This window comes from Sandaracinaceae bacterium (assembly GCA_020633055.1).
GTDB lineage: Bacteria > Myxococcota_A > Polyangia > Polyangiales > Houyiibacteriaceae > JADJJE01.
The window spans coordinates 331,896-353,685 of sequence record JACKEJ010000011.1; the positions used below are offsets into that span (position 1 = coordinate 331,896).

General features: G+C 70.2%; 20 protein-coding genes. 12 read left to right on the top strand and 8 right to left on the bottom strand.

Going from position 1 to position 21,790, the window contains the following annotated elements; genetic code table 11:
• Positions 1-39: 39 nt before the first annotated feature.
• From H6726_25925 to genX, 3 genes are read left to right on the top strand one after another with little or no spacing between them, the layout of a single operon-like run.
• Positions 40-459 carry a hypothetical protein gene (locus tag H6726_25925; GenBank protein ID MCB9661113.1) on the top strand — a complete coding sequence of 140 codons (420 nt, stop codon included), beginning with the start codon at positions 40-42 and terminating at the stop codon, positions 457-459.
• A gap of 4 nt (positions 460-463) precedes the next feature.
• Positions 464-1,027, top strand: coding sequence for an elongation factor P (efp, locus tag H6726_25930; GenBank protein MCB9661114.1), 564 nt, complete (start codon positions 464-466; stop codon positions 1,025-1,027).
• Positions 972-2,288: an EF-P lysine aminoacylase GenX gene (genX, locus tag H6726_25935; protein MCB9661115.1), complete on the top strand. Its 1,317-nt coding sequence runs from the start codon at positions 972-974 to the stop codon at positions 2,286-2,288. The genes efp and genX overlap by 56 nt, the downstream gene beginning before the upstream one ends.
• 56 nt (positions 2,289-2,344) lie before the next feature.
• Here genX and H6726_25940 read toward each other — a convergent pair whose 3' ends face one another.
• Together H6726_25940 and mazG are read right to left on the bottom strand one after the other, a co-directional pair.
• The gene (locus H6726_25940) at positions 2,345-3,412 is read right to left on the bottom strand and encodes a hypothetical protein (protein ID MCB9661116.1); all 1,068 of its coding nucleotides are present in this window, start codon (positions 3,410-3,412) and stop codon (positions 2,345-2,347) included.
• Between the two features lie 4 nt (positions 3,413-3,416).
• On the bottom strand, positions 3,417-4,235 hold the full coding sequence (gene mazG, locus H6726_25945) for a nucleoside triphosphate pyrophosphohydrolase (protein MCB9661117.1): 819 nt from the start codon (positions 4,233-4,235) through the stop codon (positions 3,417-3,419).
• Between the two features lie 98 nt (positions 4,236-4,333).
• Between mazG and H6726_25950 the strand changes: the two genes are divergently transcribed.
• Positions 4,334-5,824, top strand: coding sequence for a PLP-dependent aminotransferase family protein (locus H6726_25950; GenBank protein MCB9661118.1), 1,491 nt, complete (start codon positions 4,334-4,336; stop codon positions 5,822-5,824).
• 9 nt (positions 5,825-5,833) lie between these two features.
• Here the strand turns inward: H6726_25950 and H6726_25955 are convergent, their stop codons facing one another.
• Complete coding sequence (locus H6726_25955; GenBank protein MCB9661119.1) at positions 5,834-6,925, bottom strand: DUF1517 domain-containing protein; 1,092 nt, start codon at positions 6,923-6,925, stop codon at positions 5,834-5,836.
• Positions 6,926-7,132: 207 nt separating this feature from the next.
• Here H6726_25955 and H6726_25960 point away from each other — a divergent pair, with 207 nt between their 5' ends.
• Both H6726_25960 and H6726_25965 read left to right on the top strand, forming a co-directional pair.
• Complete coding sequence (locus H6726_25960; GenBank protein MCB9661120.1) at positions 7,133-8,089, top strand: ABC transporter ATP-binding protein; 957 nt, start codon at positions 7,133-7,135, stop codon at positions 8,087-8,089.
• 17 nt (positions 8,090-8,106) lie between these two features.
• Positions 8,107-8,727, top strand: coding sequence for a hypothetical protein (locus tag H6726_25965; protein ID MCB9661121.1), 621 nt, complete (start codon positions 8,107-8,109; stop codon positions 8,725-8,727).
• 143 nt (positions 8,728-8,870) lie between these two features.
• Here H6726_25965 and H6726_25970 read toward each other — a convergent pair whose 3' ends face one another.
• The 3 genes from H6726_25970 to H6726_25980 form a co-directional block, all read right to left on the bottom strand.
• Positions 8,871-9,446 (bottom strand): hypothetical protein, encoded by a 576-nt coding sequence (locus tag H6726_25970; GenBank protein ID MCB9661122.1) that lies wholly within the window; start codon positions 9,444-9,446, stop codon positions 8,871-8,873.
• 624 nt (positions 9,447-10,070) lie between these two features.
• A complete protein-coding gene (locus H6726_25975; protein ID MCB9661123.1) occupies positions 10,071-10,796 on the bottom strand; it encodes a DbpA RNA binding domain-containing protein in 726 nt (241 codons plus the stop codon).
• Positions 10,793-11,380, bottom strand: a complete 588-nt coding sequence (locus H6726_25980; GenBank protein MCB9661124.1) for a hypothetical protein — start codon at positions 11,378-11,380, stop codon at positions 10,793-10,795. Before H6726_25980 ends, H6726_25975 begins: the two co-directional genes overlap by 4 nt.
• A gap of 1,104 nt (positions 11,381-12,484) precedes the next feature.
• On the opposite strand from H6726_25980, the gene H6726_25985 reads away from it, so the two are divergent.
• The 6 genes from H6726_25985 (at position 12,485) to H6726_26010 (ending at position 19,980) form a co-directional block, all read left to right on the top strand.
• Positions 12,485-13,141: a hypothetical protein gene (locus tag H6726_25985; GenBank protein MCB9661125.1), complete on the top strand. Its 657-nt coding sequence runs from the start codon at positions 12,485-12,487 to the stop codon at positions 13,139-13,141.
• A 202-nt stretch (positions 13,142-13,343) separates the two neighbouring features.
• On the top strand, positions 13,344-14,564 hold the full coding sequence (locus tag H6726_25990) for a hypothetical protein (protein ID MCB9661126.1): 1,221 nt from the start codon (positions 13,344-13,346) through the stop codon (positions 14,562-14,564).
• Positions 14,558-15,910, top strand: a complete 1,353-nt coding sequence (locus H6726_25995) for an outer membrane protein transport protein (GenBank protein MCB9661127.1) — start codon at positions 14,558-14,560, stop codon at positions 15,908-15,910. The genes H6726_25990 and H6726_25995 overlap by 7 nt, the downstream gene beginning before the upstream one ends.
• A complete protein-coding gene (locus tag H6726_26000; protein MCB9661128.1) occupies positions 15,907-17,034 on the top strand; it encodes a hypothetical protein in 1,128 nt (375 codons plus the stop codon). Before H6726_25995 ends, H6726_26000 begins: the two co-directional genes overlap by 4 nt.
• Positions 17,031-17,657 (top strand): TetR family transcriptional regulator, encoded by a 627-nt coding sequence (locus H6726_26005; protein ID MCB9661129.1) that lies wholly within the window; start codon positions 17,031-17,033, stop codon positions 17,655-17,657. Before H6726_26000 ends, H6726_26005 begins: the two co-directional genes overlap by 4 nt.
• Before the next feature lie 97 nt (positions 17,658-17,754).
• Entirely contained in the window at positions 17,755-19,980 is a 2,226-nt protein-coding gene (locus tag H6726_26010) for an NADP-dependent isocitrate dehydrogenase (protein MCB9661130.1), read from the top strand.
• 164 nt (positions 19,981-20,144) lie between these two features.
• Here the strand turns inward: H6726_26010 and infA are convergent, their stop codons facing one another.
• Positions 20,145-20,438 carry a translation initiation factor IF-1 gene (infA, locus tag H6726_26015; GenBank protein ID MCB9661131.1) on the bottom strand — a complete coding sequence of 98 codons (294 nt, stop codon included), beginning with the start codon at positions 20,436-20,438 and terminating at the stop codon, positions 20,145-20,147.
• Positions 20,439-20,703: 265 nt separating this feature from the next.
• Positions 20,704-21,771: a phytanoyl-CoA dioxygenase family protein gene (locus tag H6726_26020; protein MCB9661132.1), complete on the bottom strand. Its 1,068-nt coding sequence runs from the start codon at positions 21,769-21,771 to the stop codon at positions 20,704-20,706.
• Between the last annotated feature and the right edge of the window lie 19 nt (positions 21,772-21,790).

The window sequence follows — 21,790 nt, forward strand, 5'->3', positions numbered from 1 at the left end:
CTGCCATGGCGCGTAATGCGCCGCCTCGGAGGAACCCCCATGAACACGCTCTCCCGCACCCTCAGTGTCTTCGCCCTCGTGGCGGCCCTCGCGCTCCCCGCCTGCGGCGGCCCCACCGTGTACGCCCTGGTCGGCACGCCGCGCTCCATCGGGACCGACGGCACGGTCGAGGTGGACGCGCACGAAAACGGGAACTACATGGTCGAGATCGAGCTGCGTCACCTGCCGCCACCCGCGCGCTTGGGCGATGGCCTGACGACCTACGTGGTGTGGTTCATCCGTGACGGCGTGGCGCCCACTCTGGCGGGCGCCCTCGACTACGATGATGCGGAACGGACCGGCACCATGGTGGCGACGACCCCGTACTCGCAATTCCGCGTCCGTGTGACGGCGGAAGAGAACCGGGACGTGACGTCCCCCAGCGACGTCGTCGTGGCGGAGCAGCTGGTCGAGGAGTAGTTCATTGGGCGATACAAGCGATCTCAAGAAGGGCTTCAAGCTCATCAAGGACGACCAGCCCTGGCTCGTGGCGGACTGTCAGTTCGTCAAGCCGGGCAAGGGTCAGGCTTTCTTCCGCACGCGGCTGAAGAACATGATCACCGGCCGCGTGGTGGACCACACGTTCAAGTCTGGTGAGAAGCTGGACAAGGCGGACACGGAGGAGCGCACCTACCAGTACCTCTACCCCGAGGGTGAAGCGCGCGTCTTCATGGACACCGAGACGTACGACCAGATCAACCTGTCGAACGAGCAGCTGGGCGACTCCCAGTACTTCCTGCTCGACGGCACGAACGTCGACGTCATGTTCTTCCGCGGCAAGCCCATCGGCGTGACCCCGCCCACCTTCGTGAACCTGGCCGTGACCGCCACGGAGCCGGGGTTCAAGGGGGACACCAGCAGCAACACCACCAAGCCAGCGACCGTCGAGACGGGCCTGACGGTGAACGTGCCGCTGTTCGTCGTCGAGGGTGATGTGCTCAAGATCGATACGCGCACCAGCGAGTACGTCGAGCGCGTCAAAGCCTGACGACCCCCACGTGAGCTCGAGCGAAGCGCCCCGCGACACCATCGCGTCCCTCCTTGCGACCGCATCGGTCCCGAGACTGGACGTGCGGGTCACGGGGCGCGTCGCTTCCGTCCTCGAACGGACGCTGCTCGTCGTCGAAGCGGCGGCTTCGGTGTGGTGTGACCTGGACGACGGGCAGCCCGCGCCCCCCGCAGGTGCCTGGGTCCTCCTCGAGGGGCGCTTCGTGGACGGCCGACTGCGGGGGGCTCGTCTGAGGGTGCTCAACGCGCCAGTCGGTCCGTTCCCTGCCGCGGGAGGTGACTTCCGCTGGTTGCACGACGACGACGGGCGACGCTTGAAGAACGTCGTCCTGCGCGCGCGGCTGATGCGCGCGGTGCGGCACTACTTCGACGACCAGGGCTTCGTGGAGGTCGAGACCCCACTCGCCGTGCCCAGTCCAGGCCTGGACACGCACCTCGACGCCTTCGAGCTGGGTGGCGCACGGGCACCGCGCTGGCTGATCACCAGCCCGGAGTATCAGATGAAGCGGCTCCTGGCGGGGGGCCTGACGCGCATCTACCAGACCTGCCGTTGTTTCCGCCGCGATGAAGCTGGCGCCCTTCACCAGCCCGAATTCAGCATGTTGGAGTGGTACCGGGGCGGCGCCGGGGCCGACGACGTGATGGCCGACACCGAGGCGTTGGTCGCACACGCCGCGTGGGCGCTGCGTGGCGGTGGCGACGAAGCCCTGCGCGTCCCGGGGCGCACCCAGGTCATCGACCTGAGCCCTCCGTGGCCACGTCTGACGGTCGCGGAGGCGTTTCGACGGTACGCCGACGCCGACGCCGACGCGCTCGCCCGGACCGACGAGACGCGCTTCTTCGACGTGTACACCGCGGAGGTGGAGCCGCAGCTCGGCCGCGACAAGCCGGTGTTCCTCACGCACTGGCCGGCCAGCATGGCGTCCCTGGCCAGACTGGTTCCCGCGGACCCCGCCCACGCGGAGCGCTTCGAGGCCATCGTGGACGGTGTGGAGCTTTGCAACGGCTTCGGCGAGCTGATCGACGCGGCCGAACAGGAGCGGCGCCTGCGTCGCGACCAGGACGCGCGGCGCGACGCGGGGCTCCCCGTGTACCCCATCGACGAGCGCTTCCTGGATGCGCTCCGGGAGGGGCTCCCGCCGTCGGGGGGCAACGCGCTGGGGCTCGACCGTCTGCTGATGCTGCTCACGGGCGCGACCCACATCGACGACGTCTGCGCCATCCCGCATGATCGGCTCTGATCGCGACGCCTCGCCGCGGTGACCACGTGGACGGGAGCTCCGGTAGGCCGGGGGCCTCAGCGATAACCTGGCGGCGGCGGGGCCACGTCGACGCTGGACGTCCCCGGCGGATCGCGCGGGGAGGGATCCGACGGTTGAGCGGCGGCCTCCCCGCCAGCGGGCAGCGCGCCGGGTCCGGCGGCGTTCGCGCGGGCGACCTCGTACTGCGCCGCGAGCGCGGCAGCCCTCGCCTCGTCCGCCCGCAGCGCGGCAAGGGCGTCTCGGTAGAACGTCCGCTCCGGATCCAACGCCTGGGCTGCCTCGAGAGGTGCCGCGGCAGCGGCATAGTGGCGCGCGACATCGTCCGTCGTGGTGGGGTCGAAGCGCCGTGCGACGCTGAGATCGTAGAGCGCGCGCGCGCGGTCCTCGGCGTCGAGCGCAGCCAACTCGGGGCTGCGCACGGCTTCCTCGAGCAGCACGCGCGCCGCGCGCCACTCGCCCTCCCGCAGGAGGTCGAGCGCCCGTTCGACGCGGGGCTCCGAGACGCTCAGGAGCCGGAGGCGCACGCGCTCCGTACGCTGGTCCAGATACGGGAGGAGCGCGCTCATCACGCGGCTCATCAGGGACCGCTCCGCGCGCGGTCCGGCGCCGATCAGGTCGGCCGCCTCCCGGACACGGTGGATGACACGCCCCGTGCGGATGTCCCGCACGGAGAGCGTGACGGCCAGCATCGAGACCGCTTCGTCGACATAGTCGGTGCGCATGCGCGAGACACAGCGACCGAACGAGCAGTCTTGGTAGTTGATGGTCCGTGGCACGGTCGTGATGCGCACGGAGGCGGCCGAGGCAACGTCGACCACGGCGGTGCCGGGCTGGAGTGCGCCCGCGCTGATCAGCTGCTCCACGCTCTCCCGCGGCATGATGCGTGCGTCCACGGCGGGTGACTCACCCACGGGCTGGCGAAGATGCTCCTCCACGCGCGCCGCCGCCTCCGCGCCCGTGGGCTCGGACCCGAACGCAACCAGCACCACCGGGTACACCCGCAGCGGCATGGCGGCAGGGTACGCGACGACCGCGCTGACGCTCGAGCGCCCGCACCCGAGCGCCATCAGGGCCAACACGAACGCCACCGAGCTGCGCGTCACGTGCCTATCCTACCCGCTCCTTCGCGCGCTGCCACAGGAGGTCCAGCTCCTCCGGCGTACGTTCACGCAGCCCCCGTCCCTCCGCGTGGGCTTGTTCCTCCGCGAACCCGAAGCGGGCGCTGAAGCGCGCGAGCGTGCCGCGCAGGGCAGCCTCCGGGTCGAGCTGCTGCTTGCGCGCGAGGCTGGCCAACGCGAACAGCACGTCACCCAGCTCACGCTCCATCGCCTCTCGGTCCCCGCTGGCGAGCGCTTGGTCGAGCTCGCCCAGCTCCTCGTCCACCTTCTCGCGTGCGCCGGCCGCGTCGGGCCAGTCGTAGCCCACCGCGGAGGCCTTCTCGCCGACGCGGGTCGCGCGCAGCAACGCGGGCAGCGCTCGCGGCACCCCCTCGAGCGCTCCCTTCGGTCGTTCTTCGGCGCCGTCCGTGGCCGCGCGCTTCTCCGCCGCCTTGATGGCTTCCCAGCGCGACACGGTCCCCTCGGCGGTGTCCATGGACTCGTCGCCGAACACCCACGGGTGGCGACGCGTCATCTTGTTCGCGATCGCTTCGACCACGTCGCCAGGCCCGAACCAGCCCTTCCCGCGCGCGATCTCGGCCTGGAAGACGACCTGCAGGAGCAGGTCGCCGAGCTCCTCGCACAGCTCACGGGGGTCACCCGAGTCGATCGCGTCCACGACCTCGTGGGCCTCCTCGATGACGTACGGGCGCAGGGACTCGAGCGTCTGCTCGCGGTCCCACGGGCAGCCGTCTGGCCCCAGCAGCCGTTGCATGATGGACACCAGCTCCGGGAGGTTCTCGCCACGCAGGGCGCTCGACTTGGTCATGGCAAACCCTACCAGCCCACCGCGTGACCGCCCGCGCGAACGTTGCCGCCGCGCGCTCGCGGAGGGGCTCGGAGCTGGTACCTTCGAGCTTCCACGAAATGCCCAAGCAGACAGACCAGAGCAGACCCAGCCGCGCCAGCCGTGCGGGCGCGCGTTGGGGACACGCCATCGAGCTGGACACGTCCGCCGAGGCGCTGCCACTGTACGTTCAGATCGCGGAGGTCATCGCAGCCGACGTCCGTCGGGGCGTGCTCGCGCCAGGCGCAGCACTCCCGGGCAGCCGCACCCTGGCCGCGTCCCTGGGCGTGCACCGCAACACCGTCCTCGCCGCGTTGCGGGAGCTGGAGAAGCAGGGCTTCCTGGTGACCGAGCCTGCGCGCGGCACACGCATCTCGGAGGCCCTCCCGGCGAGACCGCTGTCTCCCGCGCCTCGGCCCACGGGGAGCGCCCAGTTTCACGTCCCGCGCCCGCCTTCATTCCTGGTGAGCCCCCCACCGCGCGGGTGCTTCACACTCTTGGGCGGTGTCCCGGACCTGCGGCACGTGCCCACTGCGGCGCTCGCCCGTGCCTACCGCCGTGCGCTGCGACGACCCGGCGTGCTGAGCTACGGCGACCCCGGCGGGACCCTCTCGCTCCGCGCGGAGCTCGCCAAGATGTTGGCCCGGACGCGCGGCCTCCCCCTCTCACCCGACGACGTGGTGGTGACCCGGGGCAGCCAAATGGCGCTCGACCTGGTGGCGCGCGCCCTCGTCCGGCCCGGGGACGTCGTGGCGGTGGAGGCGCTGGGCTACCGGCCTGCGTGGGAAGCGTTCACGCACGCAGGTGCGCGGCTGGTACCCGTGCCCGTCGATGCCCACGGCCTGCGCGTGGATCGTCTGGCGGCGCTCACGGATCAGACGCCCGTGCGCGCCGTGTACGTGACCCCGCACCACCAGTACCCGAGCACCGCGGTGCTCCCCGCGCCGCGACGCCTCGCGTTGCTGGCCCTCGCCCAAGAACGGCGCATCGCGATCCTGGAGGACGACTACGACCACGAGTTCCACTACGAGGGGCGCCCCATCCGCCCCCTCGCGGCGCGCGGGCCCACGAGCGTCGTGTACGTCGGGACGCTGTCGAAGGTGCTCGCCCCCGGGTTACGCCTCGGCTGGGTGGTGGCCCCGTCTCCGCTGCGGGAGGCGCTCGTCGCCCACCGCGGCATCATCGACCGGCAGGGTGACCAGGTCGTGGAAGAGGCGCTGGCAGAGCTGCTCGCGGACGGTGAGGTCAGCCGTCACGTGCTACGCATGCGCACGCTCTACGAAGCCCGGCGCGACACGATGGTGCGCTTGCTCACGGACGCGTTCGGAGACGAGCTGCGTTTCGGTGTGCCCCGCGGAGGGATGGCGCTCTGGGCCCGAGTGCGGGGCTTCGACGTGGACGAATGGGCGGCCGCGGCCGCCCAGCGACACGTGCTGATCCAACCCGCGCGTCTGTTCACGTTCGACCGCAGGCCGCGTCAGCACGTGCGCCTGGGCTACGGTGCGCACACGGAGGCGGAGCTGGAGCAGGCGGTCGCGCTGCTGGTGGATGCGCGCCGCGCGTTGCGGTGACGGCGCCGCTCAGCTGCGCGGACGCGCGTCCCCCGCGGGCGCACCGCAGTGCGGGCACGTGTTCAGCTCTTTCGCGAACGGTGCGGCGCAGTACGCGCAGAACACACGCCCGGCGACGGTCTCCTCGTTGATCCGACGGAGATCCGGATAGAGCACCTCGAGCTCGGCCGTGCTCATGCGGTCCGCGTCGTCGGCAGGTGACCAGATCACCTCCAACACGGCGAGGCTCTCGCCGTCGAGCGCGATGACCTGGTCCAGCAGGTGCCGCACTTCGTTGGCGTTGGTCACGTCCGCCACGTCGATCAGCTCGCGGTGGGCCGCGACGAGCAGGGTGACGACGACCACGCCCTCACCCTCTTCGCGGCTGGATCGCTGCGTGGGCGCGGAGCTCACGCGGGACGACCCGTCGGAGTTGCGGATGAGCTCGTACCGGAACTTGGCGCGCGCTTCGGCGGCCGCGCGCCGAAACACGCGCTCGGCGTCCTGCGGCGCAGCCGGCAGCGCGTTGAGCACCGAGCCGTACAGCCACGAGAGCTCGGCCCGCCGCAGCGCGAGCGCGGTCTCGCGCGCCATCCGCGCCAGTCCGTCACGGGTGCTGGTGTCGCCCTCACGGGCCAGCCGCTCGAGCTGCCCCTGCACGTGCTTCCGGGCGCGCCAATCGATGGCCAGCATCAGCCCCGAGACGTCGATGCGGTTGGTGCTCGGCACGGTGCCCCGCACCGCGTCCCCAGAGCGGAAGCGCGACAGGAGCATCACCGCGGCCATGAGGACGAAGATGATGAAGCAGCAGCACAGGGCTGAGAAGCCATCTCCAGAGCCCCCCTCGTAGGGCGTTCCTCCATAGCCACCGTCGTACCCCTGGTAGCCCGAGCTCGGCTGGTACGTGGGCGAATAGCCGCCACCGTAGTCCCCACCGCCGCCATAGCCGCCGCCGCCACCGTAGTCCCCGCCGCCTCCTCCTCCAGAGAAGCTCCCTCCCCCGAAGCTGCCGCCCGTGCTCTGCGCGACCGCCGCGCACGGCCACACCGCGGCGGGCAAGCCGAGAGACACGACAGAGCACAGCACCACGAGGCGAGCACACACGGCGAACCGCGAAGACATGTGCGGCAGAGTCCCACAGCTCGGCCCGCACGGAAAGTCCGCGACAAGCCACCACCGAGCCCACACCTCCTCCCGCACCCCGCGAGCCCCGGAACCATCCCGCACCCGTCGAGCCCCTCGCGCCGAAAGCGGGCCCCGGCAGCGCTGGAACACCGGTCCGCGCGCATCGGCTTGCCAATCCCGCGCCTGGGCGCGTACGTTGCCGCCGTGTCCCTGCTCCACCTCGAGAACGTCGAAAAGCGCTACGGCGAGCTTCGCGCGCTGAAGAACCTGAACTTGACGCTCGAGCCAGGGCGAATCGGGCTCCTCGGCCCGAACGGCGCGGGCAAGAGCACCTTCTTGAAGACGCTCCTGGGCCTGCTCCAGCCGTCCCACGGCACCGTACGCGTCCTGGGCCTGGACCCTTCGCGCGAGGAGCTGAAGCTGCGCGCGTTGATCGGATACATGCCCGAAGGCGACGCCGTGTTCCCCGAGATGAACGCCCTGCACTACACGGTCCTGGCCGGCGAGCTGTGTGGTCTCCCGCACGCCGAGGCGATGGGGCGCGCACACCAGATCCTCCACTACGTAGGCCTGGGCGAGGCTCGCTACCGGCCGTTGGGCTCGTTCTCGACGGGCATGAAGCAGCGCGCACGCTTGGCCCAAGCCCTTGTATCCGACCCGAAGCTGCTGCTGTTGGACGAGCCCACGAGCGGCCTCGACCCGCGCGGCCGCGACGAGATGCTGGCGCTGATCCTGGACATCCCCAAGCGCACCGGCGCGAGCGTCATCCTGTCCACGCACATCCTCCCGGACGTCGAGAAGACGTGCGACCAAGTCGTCGTCATGACGCAGGGCGAGGTGCTCTACGCGGGCGAGCTGGCAGAGCTGCTGCGGACCGACCACAGCATCTACGAGGTGCGCGTGAAGGGCGACCCGGACACGGTGCGGAAGGCGCTCGAGATGGAGCGCTGCGTGGTGCAGCGCGATGGCGCGGCGCTGCGCGTCCGCTTGCCGGACGGCGTGGGCACCGACGCCATCCTGCGCGCCGCCCGCGAGGCGAAGCAGCCTGTGCGGCACATGGCGCCGTTCAAGCTCACGTTGGAGCGAGCGTTCCTGGACACCCTGGCCAAGCGCGACGACGCCGACGAAGCCGCTAGCGGGGCCGGGGCCACCGCCCCCTAGCCGGAGGTACCAGCCCCGTGTCCGTCCTGTTCTGCCCTTTCTGCGAAGAGTCGTTCGAGGGCCTGACCCACTGCCCGGAGCACGAGCTGGAGCTCGTCCCGTTCGATCGCCTGCGCAGCCGACTGGACGAAGACGTGCTGCGTGAACGGGCGGCGCCCGAGGAGCGCATCGACGCGCTGCACCCCGGCTTCATGCGCGGGCCCATCGCGCTCGGCGCCATCACCACGTTCGTCGGCTTCTTCCTGCCCTTCATCGAATTCCAGTTCGACGGCCAGCTGGCGACCGCCTCTGCGTACACGTTCGCGCTGGATCGGGCCCTCAACCTGTGGACCCCCCTGGGAGTCGCGCTGGCGCAGCTCGCCGTGCTCGCCACGCGGCGCACCCCCAGCGCGATGCGCAGCGCCCGGCTGACCATCCCCCTGCTCTCTTGCGTGGGTGGCGCGTCCATCGCCCACACGGCCCAGCGCGTGTTCGCGCACGTGGAGCTCCTGCTGCAGGCGGGGGGCGCCGGGCGTGCGCAGCTGCTGGCGGGAGCCTTCATGATGATGGCAGGCCTCGCATTCAGCGGGGTCGCGGGGCTGCGCTTCGGCCTGCCGACGCGTGACGTCGAGACACCGAACGACGGGTTTGCCAAATAGGTCGGGTTCGTGGCGGAGCTCCTCACGTCTCCCACACTTCCTCGAGCGGCTCGGCCGTCCCAGGGGTCGGTAGCCCCGCAACGGTCCGTAGAGGGGTCGATCGACCGAGGATCGCGGACGCCCGAGCGTGATGCAGGAGGGCGTCAGGAGACCATGTGGCTGCGGGCCTCGCCGCGTGGCCCGGTCACGGCGTGACTGAGCGCGATGACCTCCACGAGCAGCGCGCGGTAGACGCTGTCGAGCTCCGTCAGCTCGACCTCTCCCTCGGCCTGCTCGATGGCCTCCTCCACGTGGTGCTGCACGAAGTCGAGCACTGCGGGCTGACCCATGGCGACCACGTCGTCGCTGTCCAGCGTCTCCGTGGGATCGTTGGCGCGCAGCTCCTCGTCCACGCTGAGGGTCTCGAGGGCGATCTGCAGCGAGCGCTCGTCGACCTCCTCGAGGCGCGTCGGGAAGGCCTCGCGGAAAATCATGAAGACGGTCACCACCAAGAAGTACCCGAGTGACTGCACCAGTTCGTCCTGGCCGTCCGAGAGCTGCTCCGCCAGCCAGTCGCTGAGCGCCGGCTGGCGCCTGTCCAGCTCGGAATAGCCGCGGTCCAGCAGGCCCTGGAGGTCGTCCTCGTGCGCGTCCAGCTGCGCCTCCACGAGCTGGACGAAGTGCTCGTCCACCACCGCGTGACGGGGCACGGGGCGCAGGGCCGCTTTGCGAAGGAACATGCGCCCGATCTAGCAGGCCCCGCCCCGCTGACCAGACGAAGGTAGCGGAGGGGCGCTGGCCTGCCGCACGGCAGCTGATACCGTGGGGCGTGGCCGACGACGCGCGCTCCTCCGAGGACTCACCGCTCGTCGGGCAGCTGGCCCCCACGAGCCTGCGCGCCACGCCCCCACGCACCAGCCGCGAGCAGCGCTGGGCCGCGTTGCTCGCCGCCGTCAGCACGATGGTCGGCGCGATTGGCACGGCGCTCTCGCCCATGCTGCTGCTGCATCACCCCGAGTGGCTGCTGGGGCTGAGCCCCGACATGCGGCACATCATGCTCACCGCGACCTCGCTCGACCTGCGCACCGTCCTGCTCATCTGCGTGCCGCGCCGGGTGTTTGGGATGTACGCGGCCTGGGCCGTCGGCGCAGCGTTCGGTGGCGCGGCGTTGGGCTTCATCGAGGGACGCTATCCACGCGTCTTGCGTCTGGTGCGCTTCATCGAGCGCGCCTTCCTGCGCACTGGCCCAGCGCTCCTCGTGGTCTGGCCGTCCTACACGTTGAGCTCCATCGCTGGCGTGGTGCGCACCCCGCTGGGCCGCTTTCTGGCCGGTACGACGCTGGGCCAGGTGGGGTACGTGCTGCTCAGCTTCTACTTCGGACGTGAGGTGGGCGACGTGACCGACCGCTTCCTCGTGTGGCTGCGTGATCACGTCGTCCACGCCACGCTGGTGTGCGTGGGCGCCGTCGGCCTGCAGGTGGTGTTGCGCCTCCGACGCCGTGCACGCGAACGCCGCGCGCGCGGGAGCGCGACGGATCAGGGAGCGAGCACGTCCGACGAGAGGCCCCGCCGCTGAGGCCAAGCCCCACGACGCCAGCACCCGACGTCGTGCGAGCGCGGGGTTCGCAGACCCTCGTCGCGCGAACGCGACGGCCACTGCGCAGCGCGAGCGACCGGCCTGCGCAGCGCGAGCGACGGCCACTGCGCAGCGCGGCGCGCGACGGCCACTGCGCAGCGCGAGCGCGATAGTCACTGCGCTGCGCGGGCGCGCGACGCCCCCGGTTCCGTGGGCAGCAGGTGCGCGGGCGCGCCACGACGCCTTGACGTGCGCCTTCAGCCGACCTTGCGCTTGCTGCGAGGCTGGCGCCTTCGCAGCGCCGCCGTCGCTCCCAGCGCCCAGCGCTGCGCGTCGATCCGGCGCGGGTGGCGTTGCGCTCGAACTGTTCGGCCACCGACGCGTGCACGTCCACCGCGCTGCTGCGTGCCTGGACACGGATCTCGCCGATGTCCTGGCTGGTGACGTCCCCCTTGCGGCAGAGGATGGCGAGCAGACGCCGCACGTCGGCCCCCTTCTCTTCGCCCCAGCTCACCTGGAAGGTAACGAACTCGTTCCCTGGGGCGGACGAGCCCTTGGGCGCCCGCGCGGGACCAGCCGGACGCTGGCGCCCTTCGCTGGGTGTCGCGCGACCGACCCGCGGCGCGCGTTCGGCGCGCGGGTCGCGGTACGGCTGCACGTCGCGCGGCGCACAGGGGCCTGCGAAGTCCATCCGCGTGAGCAACGCAGCCACCAGGTCGCGGGCGTCCCTGCCGTCGAGCAGCAACTCGGCCAATCGGCGCCGCCCGGGGAGCGACTCGTCGCCCGTCTCGGCATCGTGCTGCGCGGTCTCGGCCACGGAAGCCAAGAGGCGCTCACGGGCCGAGGCGCGACATCGTCGGCGGTGGGCACGTCTTCGAAGCGCGGCTTCACGCGCGCCGAGCGGAAGAGCATCTCGGCCCGGCTGCGAGCGCGGGGCGGCACGAAGATGACGTTGCGGCCCTTCTTTCCGGCGCGACCCGTGCGCCCGCTACGGTGCGTGTACACGTCCGCGTTCGTTGGTGGGTCCACCTGGATGACCAACGCGATGTCGTGCACGTCGAGCCCGCGCCGCGAGGTCCCGTCGCGACCAGCGGCCACGCGCCGCTGCGGAACAACTCGAACGTCCCCGTCTCATCCGCGTCATGTCGCCGTGCAGCGCGCGCGCCGAGAAGCCGTTGTCGCAGAGCGCCGCCGCCAGCCCCTCGGTGTCGGCGCGCGTGCGCACGAAGAGCAGCGTCTTGTCGTCGGGCGCGGACAGCAGCGTGTTGATGATGGCCGGCAGCGCCTGCCCGTTGGACCCCTCGCGACGTGATCGATGTCCGCGTTCGCGCTGCCCAGGGTCGTGCCTCAGGCGCCAGCAGGTCGCTGCAGGCGGCTCGCGAGCCGCTGAACCGCAGGGGAACGTCGCGGACACCGGGTGCGTCGTGCGCTCTTCTGGTGCGTGGCCGAGGATGGCGTTGAGCTCTCCTCGAAGTCCATGTCGAGCATCTGGTCGGTCGTCCAGCACCACGGCGCGCATGTCGCCGGCTGCAGGCCACCGTGCGCAGGTGGTCGAAGCCGACCAGGCGCTCACCACGACCGCTGGCTCAGACCTGAGCTCAGCCCTCGACGGGTTGGTGCCACCGGCGGCGAGCGCCCACGCGCGCAGCGCTGGTACAGCCCGTGAGCTCCCGACCCAGCTGCTGCGCGAGCTCGCGTGTGGGCGATCACGAGCGAGGGCGCCGCGTGGCGGCGCCTGGAGGTTCGATGGTCCATGATGTCCGCGACGGCGAGGCCGATCACGACAGTCTTCCGGACCCGGTCTGCGAAGAGACGCGTAGGGTCTCGGCCGACGGCGTCGGCGTACGACGGCGGCCTGGACAGTGGTGAGCGATTCGGGAAGCCTGCGCACCTGGGTGTCGCCGGAGCCCAGGGGGGCGGCGGAGAGGTTCGTGCAATGTCATCTAGTGGTCTCGGGGCGCCTCTTCGAAGACGACTGAAGCAGAGGCAGCCAACGAGAACGGCGATGGGGAGCGGGGTCCTCTCCGCGCGGGACACGCGTGGGGGTGAGAGGAGGGGTCAGCGCTTTAGGCGCACCGACCGACGCTCGGGTCCCCTTTATGGGGGCAATCCCGCGCCGCGTCCAGTCGGCGCCCCCCCGCCCGACGACCCGCCCGCCGGATAGTGCGCACCGCGCCTTGCGGGGCTGCTACCTTCCCGCGCGTGAACACCGTCTTCACCCTGTCCGCCGGAGAGGAGCTCCCCGCCCTCACAGACGCGTTCGCGCGTGAGCACGCGGGGTGGGACGTCGAGCCGCTCCGCGCCCATGTCACCGCGTTGGCCCACGCGTTCGTCGATGCGTCGGTGCAGGGGCTGGTCCTGGGCCTCATCACGGACGGGGTGACCGTCAGCTCGTTCACCGAGTCGCTCATGCGCGGCTTGGCCTCCCTGGTGGAGAGCGTCGCGGGCAAGCTCGTACACCAGGTGTTGAAGAAAGCTCCCCGTGACGTCTTGATGGACGCCGGCCAATTCTTCACGTCGCGGGTCGCCCGCCTCCCCGACGTCGCGCAGCCCGTCATCGCCGTCCCCATGACGCCCGACAACGCGGCCGCGCTGCAGCTCGCGATCGAGTCGGTCGAGAAGGACGCGCTGGTGCGCGCGATGGCCGGCGTGGTGGACGACAGCCTGGACTATCTGTTCGTCGCGGCGTTCGCGGTCATCCCCGTGGGGCCGCTGACACGCCGCGCGGTGGACGCCGGGGGGCACGCCATGCGCTCGGGGGGCAAGAGCGCGTCGGCCCGCGCGATCCGCAATGCCAGTAATGACGAACACAAGGATCTCGCGGACTTCATCGCCCGACGGCGCGCAGAACTCCCGTAATTACGCGCACTGACACCTACACGGTGCCATTTGTCACCCCGTGTCAATCTTGGTCGTTTTCGTGTCCGAGTGGCCATGACATCGTGTTAGCGTCGCGGCCAAGCTCATGACTTGGCCACGCCTGCGCGTCCTGCTCCTCCCACTGACCCTCGCGATATGTCTGGGGGCTCCACGCCCAGCCCACGCGACACCCCAGGACCTCATGGGCTTCGGGGGTCGCTCGCCCGCCATGGGCATGACGGGGACGTCGTTCGCCGACAACTTCGAGGCGGCCTACAGCAACCCGGCCGGCCTCGGACGCAACGGCAGGATGGAGCTCATGCTCGGAGCCACGGGCGGCATGTTCCGCCTGAAGCTCGACGGGTCGGAATTCCCTCTCGACGCCTCCCAGGGCATGACCATCGGCTTTCAGCTGCCGCTCCCTTTCGGCGGCCCGTTGGAAGACGTCCTGACGCTCGGTGCGGGCTTCTTCACGCCGTTCAACACCATCCTCCGGAACGACGTGCGCTTCGCGGAGGCGCCGCAGTGGACCGTCATCGACCGAGCTCAGGTGGTCGCGCTCCAGATCGGCTTCGGCATCGGTCTCGAGCGCTGGATCCCCGGGTTGCGGTTGGGCATCGGCATCTCCGGGTTGGCGCAGAACTCCGGCACCCTCGACGTCCTCCTCGACGAGACCAACCAGTTCGTCTCGCTCACCGAGGTGCAGCTGCTGGCCGACTTCGCGCCCATCGCAGGTCTGCAGTTCTACCGTGACAACTTCTCCTTGGGCATCACGTACAGGTCCGAGTTGGTGTCGGCCATCGACCTCGACATCTCGGTCCGCAACCTGCCCATCTCGCTCCCTCTGTTGGGCATCGACGCCTACGCGCACTACGACCCGCACAACCTGTCGGTGGAGGGGTCCTGGAAGCCCATCCCCGAGTTGATGCTCGCGCTCAACCTCACATGGCGGCGCTGGTCCGCCTATCCGGGCCCCGCAGGCGCCACGACCGACCGCAGCAACTTCCCGCCGGCCATGAACTTCCACGACACGGTCTCTCCGCGACTGGGCATGGAGTACACCTCGCGCCGCGAACGCCTGTCCCTGATGGCGCGCGCAGGCGTCGCCTACGAGCCGACCCCCGCACCCCGCGCCGCCATGGCGGCCGTGCGCGACTTCAACCGCGAGCCCCTCTTGGACATGAACGGGCAAGTCGTGATGCAGCCGCAGCGACGCCTCGACAACAACCGCTTCATCGCGTCGGCTGGCTTCGGGCTGGAGTGGCAGACGGCGCACGAGCCAGTGCTTCGTATCGACGTCTTCGGACAGGCCCAGGCGCTCCAGGCGCGGACGCACCGTGTCCCAGCCCCCGGTGAGACACAGAACATGCGAACCAGCGGCTACGTGCTCGTCTTCGGCGGAGTGGGAGGCCTGTCATGGTGAGACCCATCAGGACCCTCGGCCCCCTGCTCGGCGTGTTGCTCACGCTCGGCTTCGTCGGTCGCGCAAGCGCGACGCCCGGTGACACGCTGGGCTTCGGGACGCGCAACATCAACCTCGCGGGCGCCGTCACCGCGGACGTCGAGGACGTGGGCGGCAACTACTACAACCCCGCAGGCATCGTCCGCGGGCCCGGGCTACGCCTGACGCTCAGCTACGTGTCCATGAACTCCGCGCTCGAGATCAACGGACGAGACAGCAACGTCGAGCGCATGAGCGGCATCACCCTGGGCATCGTCGCGCCGCTGCGCATCGGCGACTTCCGCTTTGGCTTCGGTGTCGGCGTCCACCTGCCGGACCAGCGCCTGAGTCGTACGCGCTCCACCATCCAGTCCCGCCCGCGCTGGGAGCGCTACGACACGCGGCCCCACAAGGTCTATCTGTCCACCAACATCGCCTTCCGGCCCATCGACTGGCTCTTGATCGGCGCGGGCATCACCTTCCAGTCCCCATCGGACCTGCAGCTCGTGATCGACGGCAGCGCCGACCTGTTCCGCGTCTCGAGCACGCGCCTGCGGCACCAGTTCGAGGGTGACCTGACCAGCACGCGCTATCCGCAACTGGGCGCCCAGATCATCGCGTCGGACAGCCTCTCGTTCGGCATCTCGTGGCGCGGCGCGCTCACCCTGCGCAACAAGCTCTCGGCGACGGTGGACGGAGACGTCGTGGTGGGCACGGTGATGGCGCCGCTCGACTTCTCGCTGGTGAGCGACAGCGTGAGCACCTACATGCCCCAGCAGCTGACGCTGGGCGTGGCCGCGCGCCCCGTCGAGCGCCTGCGCGTGAGCATGGACCTCACCTGGATGGACTGGTCCAAGCACCCGAGCCTGATCCCGACCGAGGTCATCACGCTGGAGATCGATCTTTCGCAGCTCCCGGTGATGCTCGACATCCCCGAGGAGATCGGCGGTCGCTCGCCCATCCCGATGAACATGCACGACACCCTCGTCCCGCGCGTCGGCATCGAGTTCGACGCGTTCCGAAACGACCGCATGCTGTTCCAGACCCGGCTCGGGTACGTGTACGAGGGCACGCCCTTCCCCCTCCAGCGCGGGGCCACCAACTTCGTGGACTCGGACCGCCACACGATCTCGCTCGGGGCGGGACTGCGCCTGACCGATCTCGAGCCGACCATCCCGGGCTACCTACAGCTGGACGCGTATTTTCAGTACGCGTACCTTCCCACGCGCTACCACCAGAAAGACAGCCTGGTGGACCCCGTCGGTGACTACCGCGCGGGTGGGCAGCAGTACGGCTTCGGGCTCAGCCTCGAGGTGGTGTTCGAATGACCCAGCACACACCCTCTCCCAATCCTCCACGACGCGCTGCGCGCTTCCTCGGCGTGGTCCTCGCGCTGCTCGCGGGCTGTGCGGCCCTCGGCAAAGAGACACCATTCTCCGAGCCCGTCAGCACCAGCGGGGTCGGGCCGTTCCGACGCCTGAGCTCGGACGAGACCCGCTTCCGGGGCGCGGCCCTGAGCCTCGGCGAGGTCGGGCTCGACGGTGCCTCGTGGGCGGCCGGGTCGCTCTTCTACGCGGCGGGCGCCGTCATCAGCCCGCTCCCCACGCGGGACGTCGACCTGCCCGCGCGTGCGCTCGACCCTGGGCAGTTCGAGCCCATGCGCATTTTTCGGAGCAGCGTCGAAGAGCAATTCGGGTTCGACACCGGGAGCGTGGTGCTGGACGCGAGCCAAGCGTGGGAGGGCGGGTTCGTGACCCAGCCGTTCGCGTTCGAGATGGAAGACGGCAGCATCCGCCTCTACTACGCCGGTGCTGGCGGCATCGGCCTGGCAACGGCCCCCAACGTCGGCGGGACATTCTCCCGCGCGGGAGACGGTCTGGTGCTGGCAAACGACCTAGGCGTTCAAGGTGGGGCGCTGCGGTCGCCGACGGTCACCGTGCTCGACGGAATCTACTACCTGTACGCAGACGACGGGACGGACATCTGGGTCGCGACGTCGGTGGACGGCCTCACCTTCACGCTGCTGGACACGGACGACGCGGCGGCGGGCACGAACCCCTTGCGCATCCCCGATCCGATCGACGACGACGACCCCCGCGAGCTGGCCCACGTCAGCCCGGCCGCGCTGGTGGCCACGTCCCCCACGGGGCGCACCACGCTGCGCCTCTACGTCGAGTGCCAGCAGGAGCCCGAGAACGGCAACGAGGACCAGCGCGTCGTGGCGGCCCTCGCGAGCCTGGACGGAGTTACCTTCGAACGCGCGCGCCTGCCCGCGCAGGAGGCCCGTGACGCTCCCGGGCAACCCGCGATCCGCCCGTTCCACGAGGGCGTGAGCGAGGCGCTCATGTACGTGACCGTGGCCCGCGGCACGGACCCTCAGCTGCGCGCGCTGCAGGTCGCCGTCGACCCCGGTCGGGCCAGCTTCGTCCCCGAAGAGGAGGCCACCCCATGAACTCCGAGGTTCAGCGCGAGGGCCACGACGAGGACCCCCAGGGGCTGCGCGAACGCAAGAAGGTGCAGACCCGCGAGGCGCTGGTCCACGCGGCGCGCGACCTCTTCCTGGAGCGCGGCTTCGACAGCGTGACGGTGGATGAGATCGCGCAGATGGCGAACGTCTCCCGACGCACGTTCTTCCGCTACTTCGCGACCAAGGAGGCCGCCGCCTTTCCGAACCGCGACCGTTGGCTGGAGCAGTTCCATGCGCTCACGGCACAGCGCGCAGGGGAGCCCGCGTACCAGACGGTGCGCCGCGCGCTCCTGGGGATGGCGGGGGCGTTCATGGAGCACCGTGACGCGATGATCGCGCAGCACCGCATCGCCAACGCCGCCACCTCGCTGATCGCGTACCAGCGCGACGTGGACCGAGTGTGGGCCGACGTGATCGCCGACGCGCTGCGGCACGAGCATGGGGGCCGCGAGTCACGGCTCATCGCGGCCGCCATGATGGGCGTGATCCGCGCGACGCTCGACGAGTGGTTCGCGCAAGGAGCCCTAGGCGACCTCCTCGAGATGGGCACCGAGGCGCTCGAGCTGGTGGAGCGCGGCGTGCTGCACGGCACGCGAGCGGTCGGATAGCCCCTCTGCGGCCGCGTCGGAAGCCCGCTTTCGGCTGGCGTCGGCGGGCCTCTGCGGGGCATGCTTCGGCCCTCCTTTGGCATTCAAGACAGCGACCATGACCGACAAGCCGACGATCCTCTACACGTTCACCGACGAGGCCCCCGCCCTCGCGACCTACTCCCTCCTGCCCATCCTCCAGGCCTTCGCGGCGCCCGCCGGGGTGGCCATCGAGACCCGCGACATCTCGCTCGCAGCGCGCATCCTGGCCGTCTTCCCCGAGCGGTTGACCGACGCGCAGAAGACCCCGGACGCGCTGGCCGAGCTGGGCAAGCTGGTGGTGCTGCCCGAGGCCAACGTCATCAAGTTGCCGAACATCAGCGCGTCGATGCCGCAGCTGAAGGCCGCCATCGCCGAGCTGCAGGCCGACGGCTACGACATCCCGAACTACCCGGACGCGCCCAGCACGGACGAAGAGAAGCAGGCCAAGGCCCGCTACGACAAGGTCAAGGGCAGCGCGGTGAACCCCGTGCTGCGCGAGGGCAACTCCGACCGCCGCGCACCGCGGGCAGTGAAGGACTTCGCCCGCAAGAACCCGCACTCGATGGGCAAGTGGACGGCCAGCTCGGCCTCGCACGTGGCCACCATGAGCGCCGGCGACTTCCGGAACAACGAGCAGTCCACCACGCTGAGCGCCGCGACCACCGCGCGCATCGAGCACGTCGCGTCCGACGGAACCGTGACAGTCCTGAAGGACAAGGTGGCGCTGCAGGCGGGCGAGATCCTGGACGGCACCGTCATGCGCCGCGATGAGCTGGTGGCGTTCCTGGACGCGCAGGTGGAGGATGCCCGCGCGACGGGTGTGCTCTTCTCGCTGCACATGAAGGCCACCATGATGAAGGTCTCCGACCCGATCATCTTCGGCCACGCGGTGCGTGCGTACTTCAAGGACCTGTTCAACAAGCACGGCGCCACCTTCGACAAGCTCGGTGTGGACACGAAGAACGGCTTCGGCGACGTCGTCGCGAAGATCGCCACGCTGCCCGAGGCCGAGCGTGCCACCATCGAGGCGGACATCGCCGCCACGTACACCAAGGGCCCGAGCATCGCGATGGTGGACTCCGACCGGGGCATCACCAACCTGCACGTCCCGAGCGACGTCATCGTCGACGCGTCCATGCCAGCCATGATCCGGACGTCGGGCCAGATGTGGAACGCGGCGGGCAAGCTGCAGGACACCAAGTGCGTCATCCCGGACAGCAGCTACGCGGGCGTGTACGCGGCGGTCTTCGACGACTGCAAGGCCCACGGAGCTTTCGACCCCGCCACGATGGGCAGCGTCTCGAACGTGGGCTTGATGGCGCAGGCCGCCGAGGAGTACGGCTCGCACGACAAGACCTTCGAGATCAAGGCGGCTGGCACCGTGCGCGTGGTCACCGCCGAGGGCGCGACGCTGATCGAGCACACGGTGAACGAGGGCGACATCTGGCGCGCCTGCCAGGTGAAGGACGCGCCCGTGCGCGACTGGGTCAAGCTGGCCGTGCGGCGTGCCCGCGCCACGAGCACGCCGGCCGTCTTCTGGCTGGACGCCGACCGCCCGCACGACGCGCAGGTCATCGCCAAGGTGAAGGCCTACCTGGCGGAGGAAGACACCACGGGCCTCGAGCTGCCGATCCTGGCCCCGGCCGAGGCCACCAAATTCTCGCTCGCGCGCGTGCGCGCCGGCCAGGACACAGTGTCGGTCACCGGCAACGTGCTGCGCGACTACCTGACGGACCTGTTCCCCATCCTCGAGCTGGGCACCAGCGCCAAGATGCTGTCCATCGTCCCGCTCATGAACGGCGGCGGGCTGTTCGAGACGGGCGCGGGTGGCTCGGCCCCCAAGCACGTGCAGCAGTTCACCAAGGAGGGCCACCTGCGCTGGGACTCGCTGGGTGAGTTCCTGGCCATGGCCGTGTCTTTCGAGCACCTGAGCGAGACGCAGAACAACCCGCGCGCCAAGGTCTTGGCCGACACGCTGGACGCTGGCACCAGCAAGTACCTCAGCTCCAACAAGGAGCCCTCGCGCAAGGTGAACGAGCTCGACAACCGTGGCAGCCATTTCTACCTCGCGCTCTACTGGGCCGAGGCGCTGGCGGCGCAGGACGACGACGCCGAGCTCAAGGCACGCTTCGCCCCCGTGGCGAAGGCCCTCGCCGACAACGAAGCCACCATCGTGGCCGAGCTGAACGGCGCGCAGGGGTCCCCTGTGGACATCGGCGGCTACTACGCGCCCACGCCGGCGCTGGCGGCCAAGGCCATGCGCCCGAGCGGCACGCTGAACGCCATCATCGACGCGGTCTGAGGCCGCAGCCGATCGCCGAAGAGCGCCCCAGCATCGCTGTCGGGCGCTCTTCTCGTCTCGGGCCGGGTCTCCCGCCTCGCAGAACGCCGAAGAGCGCCCCAGCATCGCTATCGGGCGCTCTTCTCGTCCCGGGGCCCCGGCATGCAGGGCCGCGTGTTGCGGGGCTACTTCGCGCGGAAGACGATCATGCCGTGCGTGAGATCGTACGGCGAGAGGGCCACCGTCACGCGGTCCCCCAGGATGACGCGGATGCGGAACTTGCGCATCCGCCCGCAGAGCTGGGCGCGAACCTGCGCGCCCGCGTCGGTGGTGACCTCGAACTGCCCGCCCGCGAACACCTGGCTGATGGTGCCCTCGAGCTTGACGTGATCGTCCCGCTTCTCTTCTTCGGGCTCGCCGAAGGAGGGGCGGCCTCTGCCGCGCCGTCCACCACCTCGCCCGCTGTTCCTATTCGCCAAATTCCTACTCCTTGGGTGCGCCGCCCTCGTGAAGACGCCCTCGCGAGAGAGCTGGCTGCACGAGCAGCTTCGAAGGTCCGTCGTGGATGGGCGTGCTCCGTTTCAGAGCATCCGCCGTCCACCTGGGACGTTCGGCACGCGCAGGGTAACACCACGGCCCTCGCTGGCAAGGCGACACGCGCGCGCGGCGCGAGCTGACACACGCGCCAGCGCGACGACACGGCGCACGTGGGTGGAGCCCCCCCGGAGACTCGCTCCGCCCCGGTCAACGACGGGCTTGCTGCTGCCGACGCTTCGCGACGGCGCCACGCACCTTCATGATCCCGTCGAAGACCTTCATGTAGGCGTTCGTGGCCGTCCCGGCGTCCTTGGGTTGGTAGCTGTCCACCACGTAGGGCACGTACATGCTGCGGCGCAGGCTGCGCGCGCCGTCGTAGGGTGAGCCCTTGACGCGATGCCACATGCGTCCGTCGTGCACCGTGAGGTCCCCCGGCCAGGTCTCGATCATGACCTCGCGCGGGTCGTCGTCGTTGCTCACGAAGTGCACCTTGTGGAAGACCGTGTCCAACGCGCTCTGCGTGTGCGTCCGGGGGATCACGCGCAAGCCGCCGTCGGATGGACGGATGCGGTCGAAGTGCAGCCCCACGTTCAGCATGGGCCCCGGCATCTCGCGGTTGTAGAACACGTCACGCAGCGCGTCGGTGTGCCACCCCAGATCGGGGCGCAGGCTTCCCGGTAGGTTGATGTAGCGGTTGAAGACAACGCCATCCTTCTCGCGTGTGCCGATGCGTGCGTCCTCACCGATCAGTCGCCGGATGGGCTCGAAGCGCGCGTCGGTGACGAAGGCCTCCAGCCACTCGGAGTAGAACGACGAGAAGCCCATGCGCTGCAGGAACGGCTTCCCGTCCGCGCCCGTGCCGAACCACACCGGCACCCCACAGACGGTCTCGATGCCCTCGCGCAGCAGCTTGGCCTCCACCTGATCCACCTCGTCGAGCACGCGCGCCACCTCCTCGGGCGTGGCCACGCGCGCAAACACGATGCAGCCGTTCAGCTGCAGGAACGCGTACTGGACCGGCGTGATGATGTCGCGCAGCTGAAACCGAGTGCCGAGCGGCAGCTCGCTCGCCAGCTTGCGCGCGTCCACGGGGGGGAGCGTCAGCAGGTCCGACTCATCGAGTGGGGGTGCCTCGTCCTCGAACACCTGGGGGCCCGGGAGGTGCTTGGACGACGAGCCCGCGATCGCGCTGGCCGCGGGGGGGTGTGGGTCGAGCGCGGAGAGGGATGGCGTGGTGGCCTGGGCCGTGGTGACTGGCGTGGCGGTGGTGGTCATGGCGAGCCTCGGAGGGTTG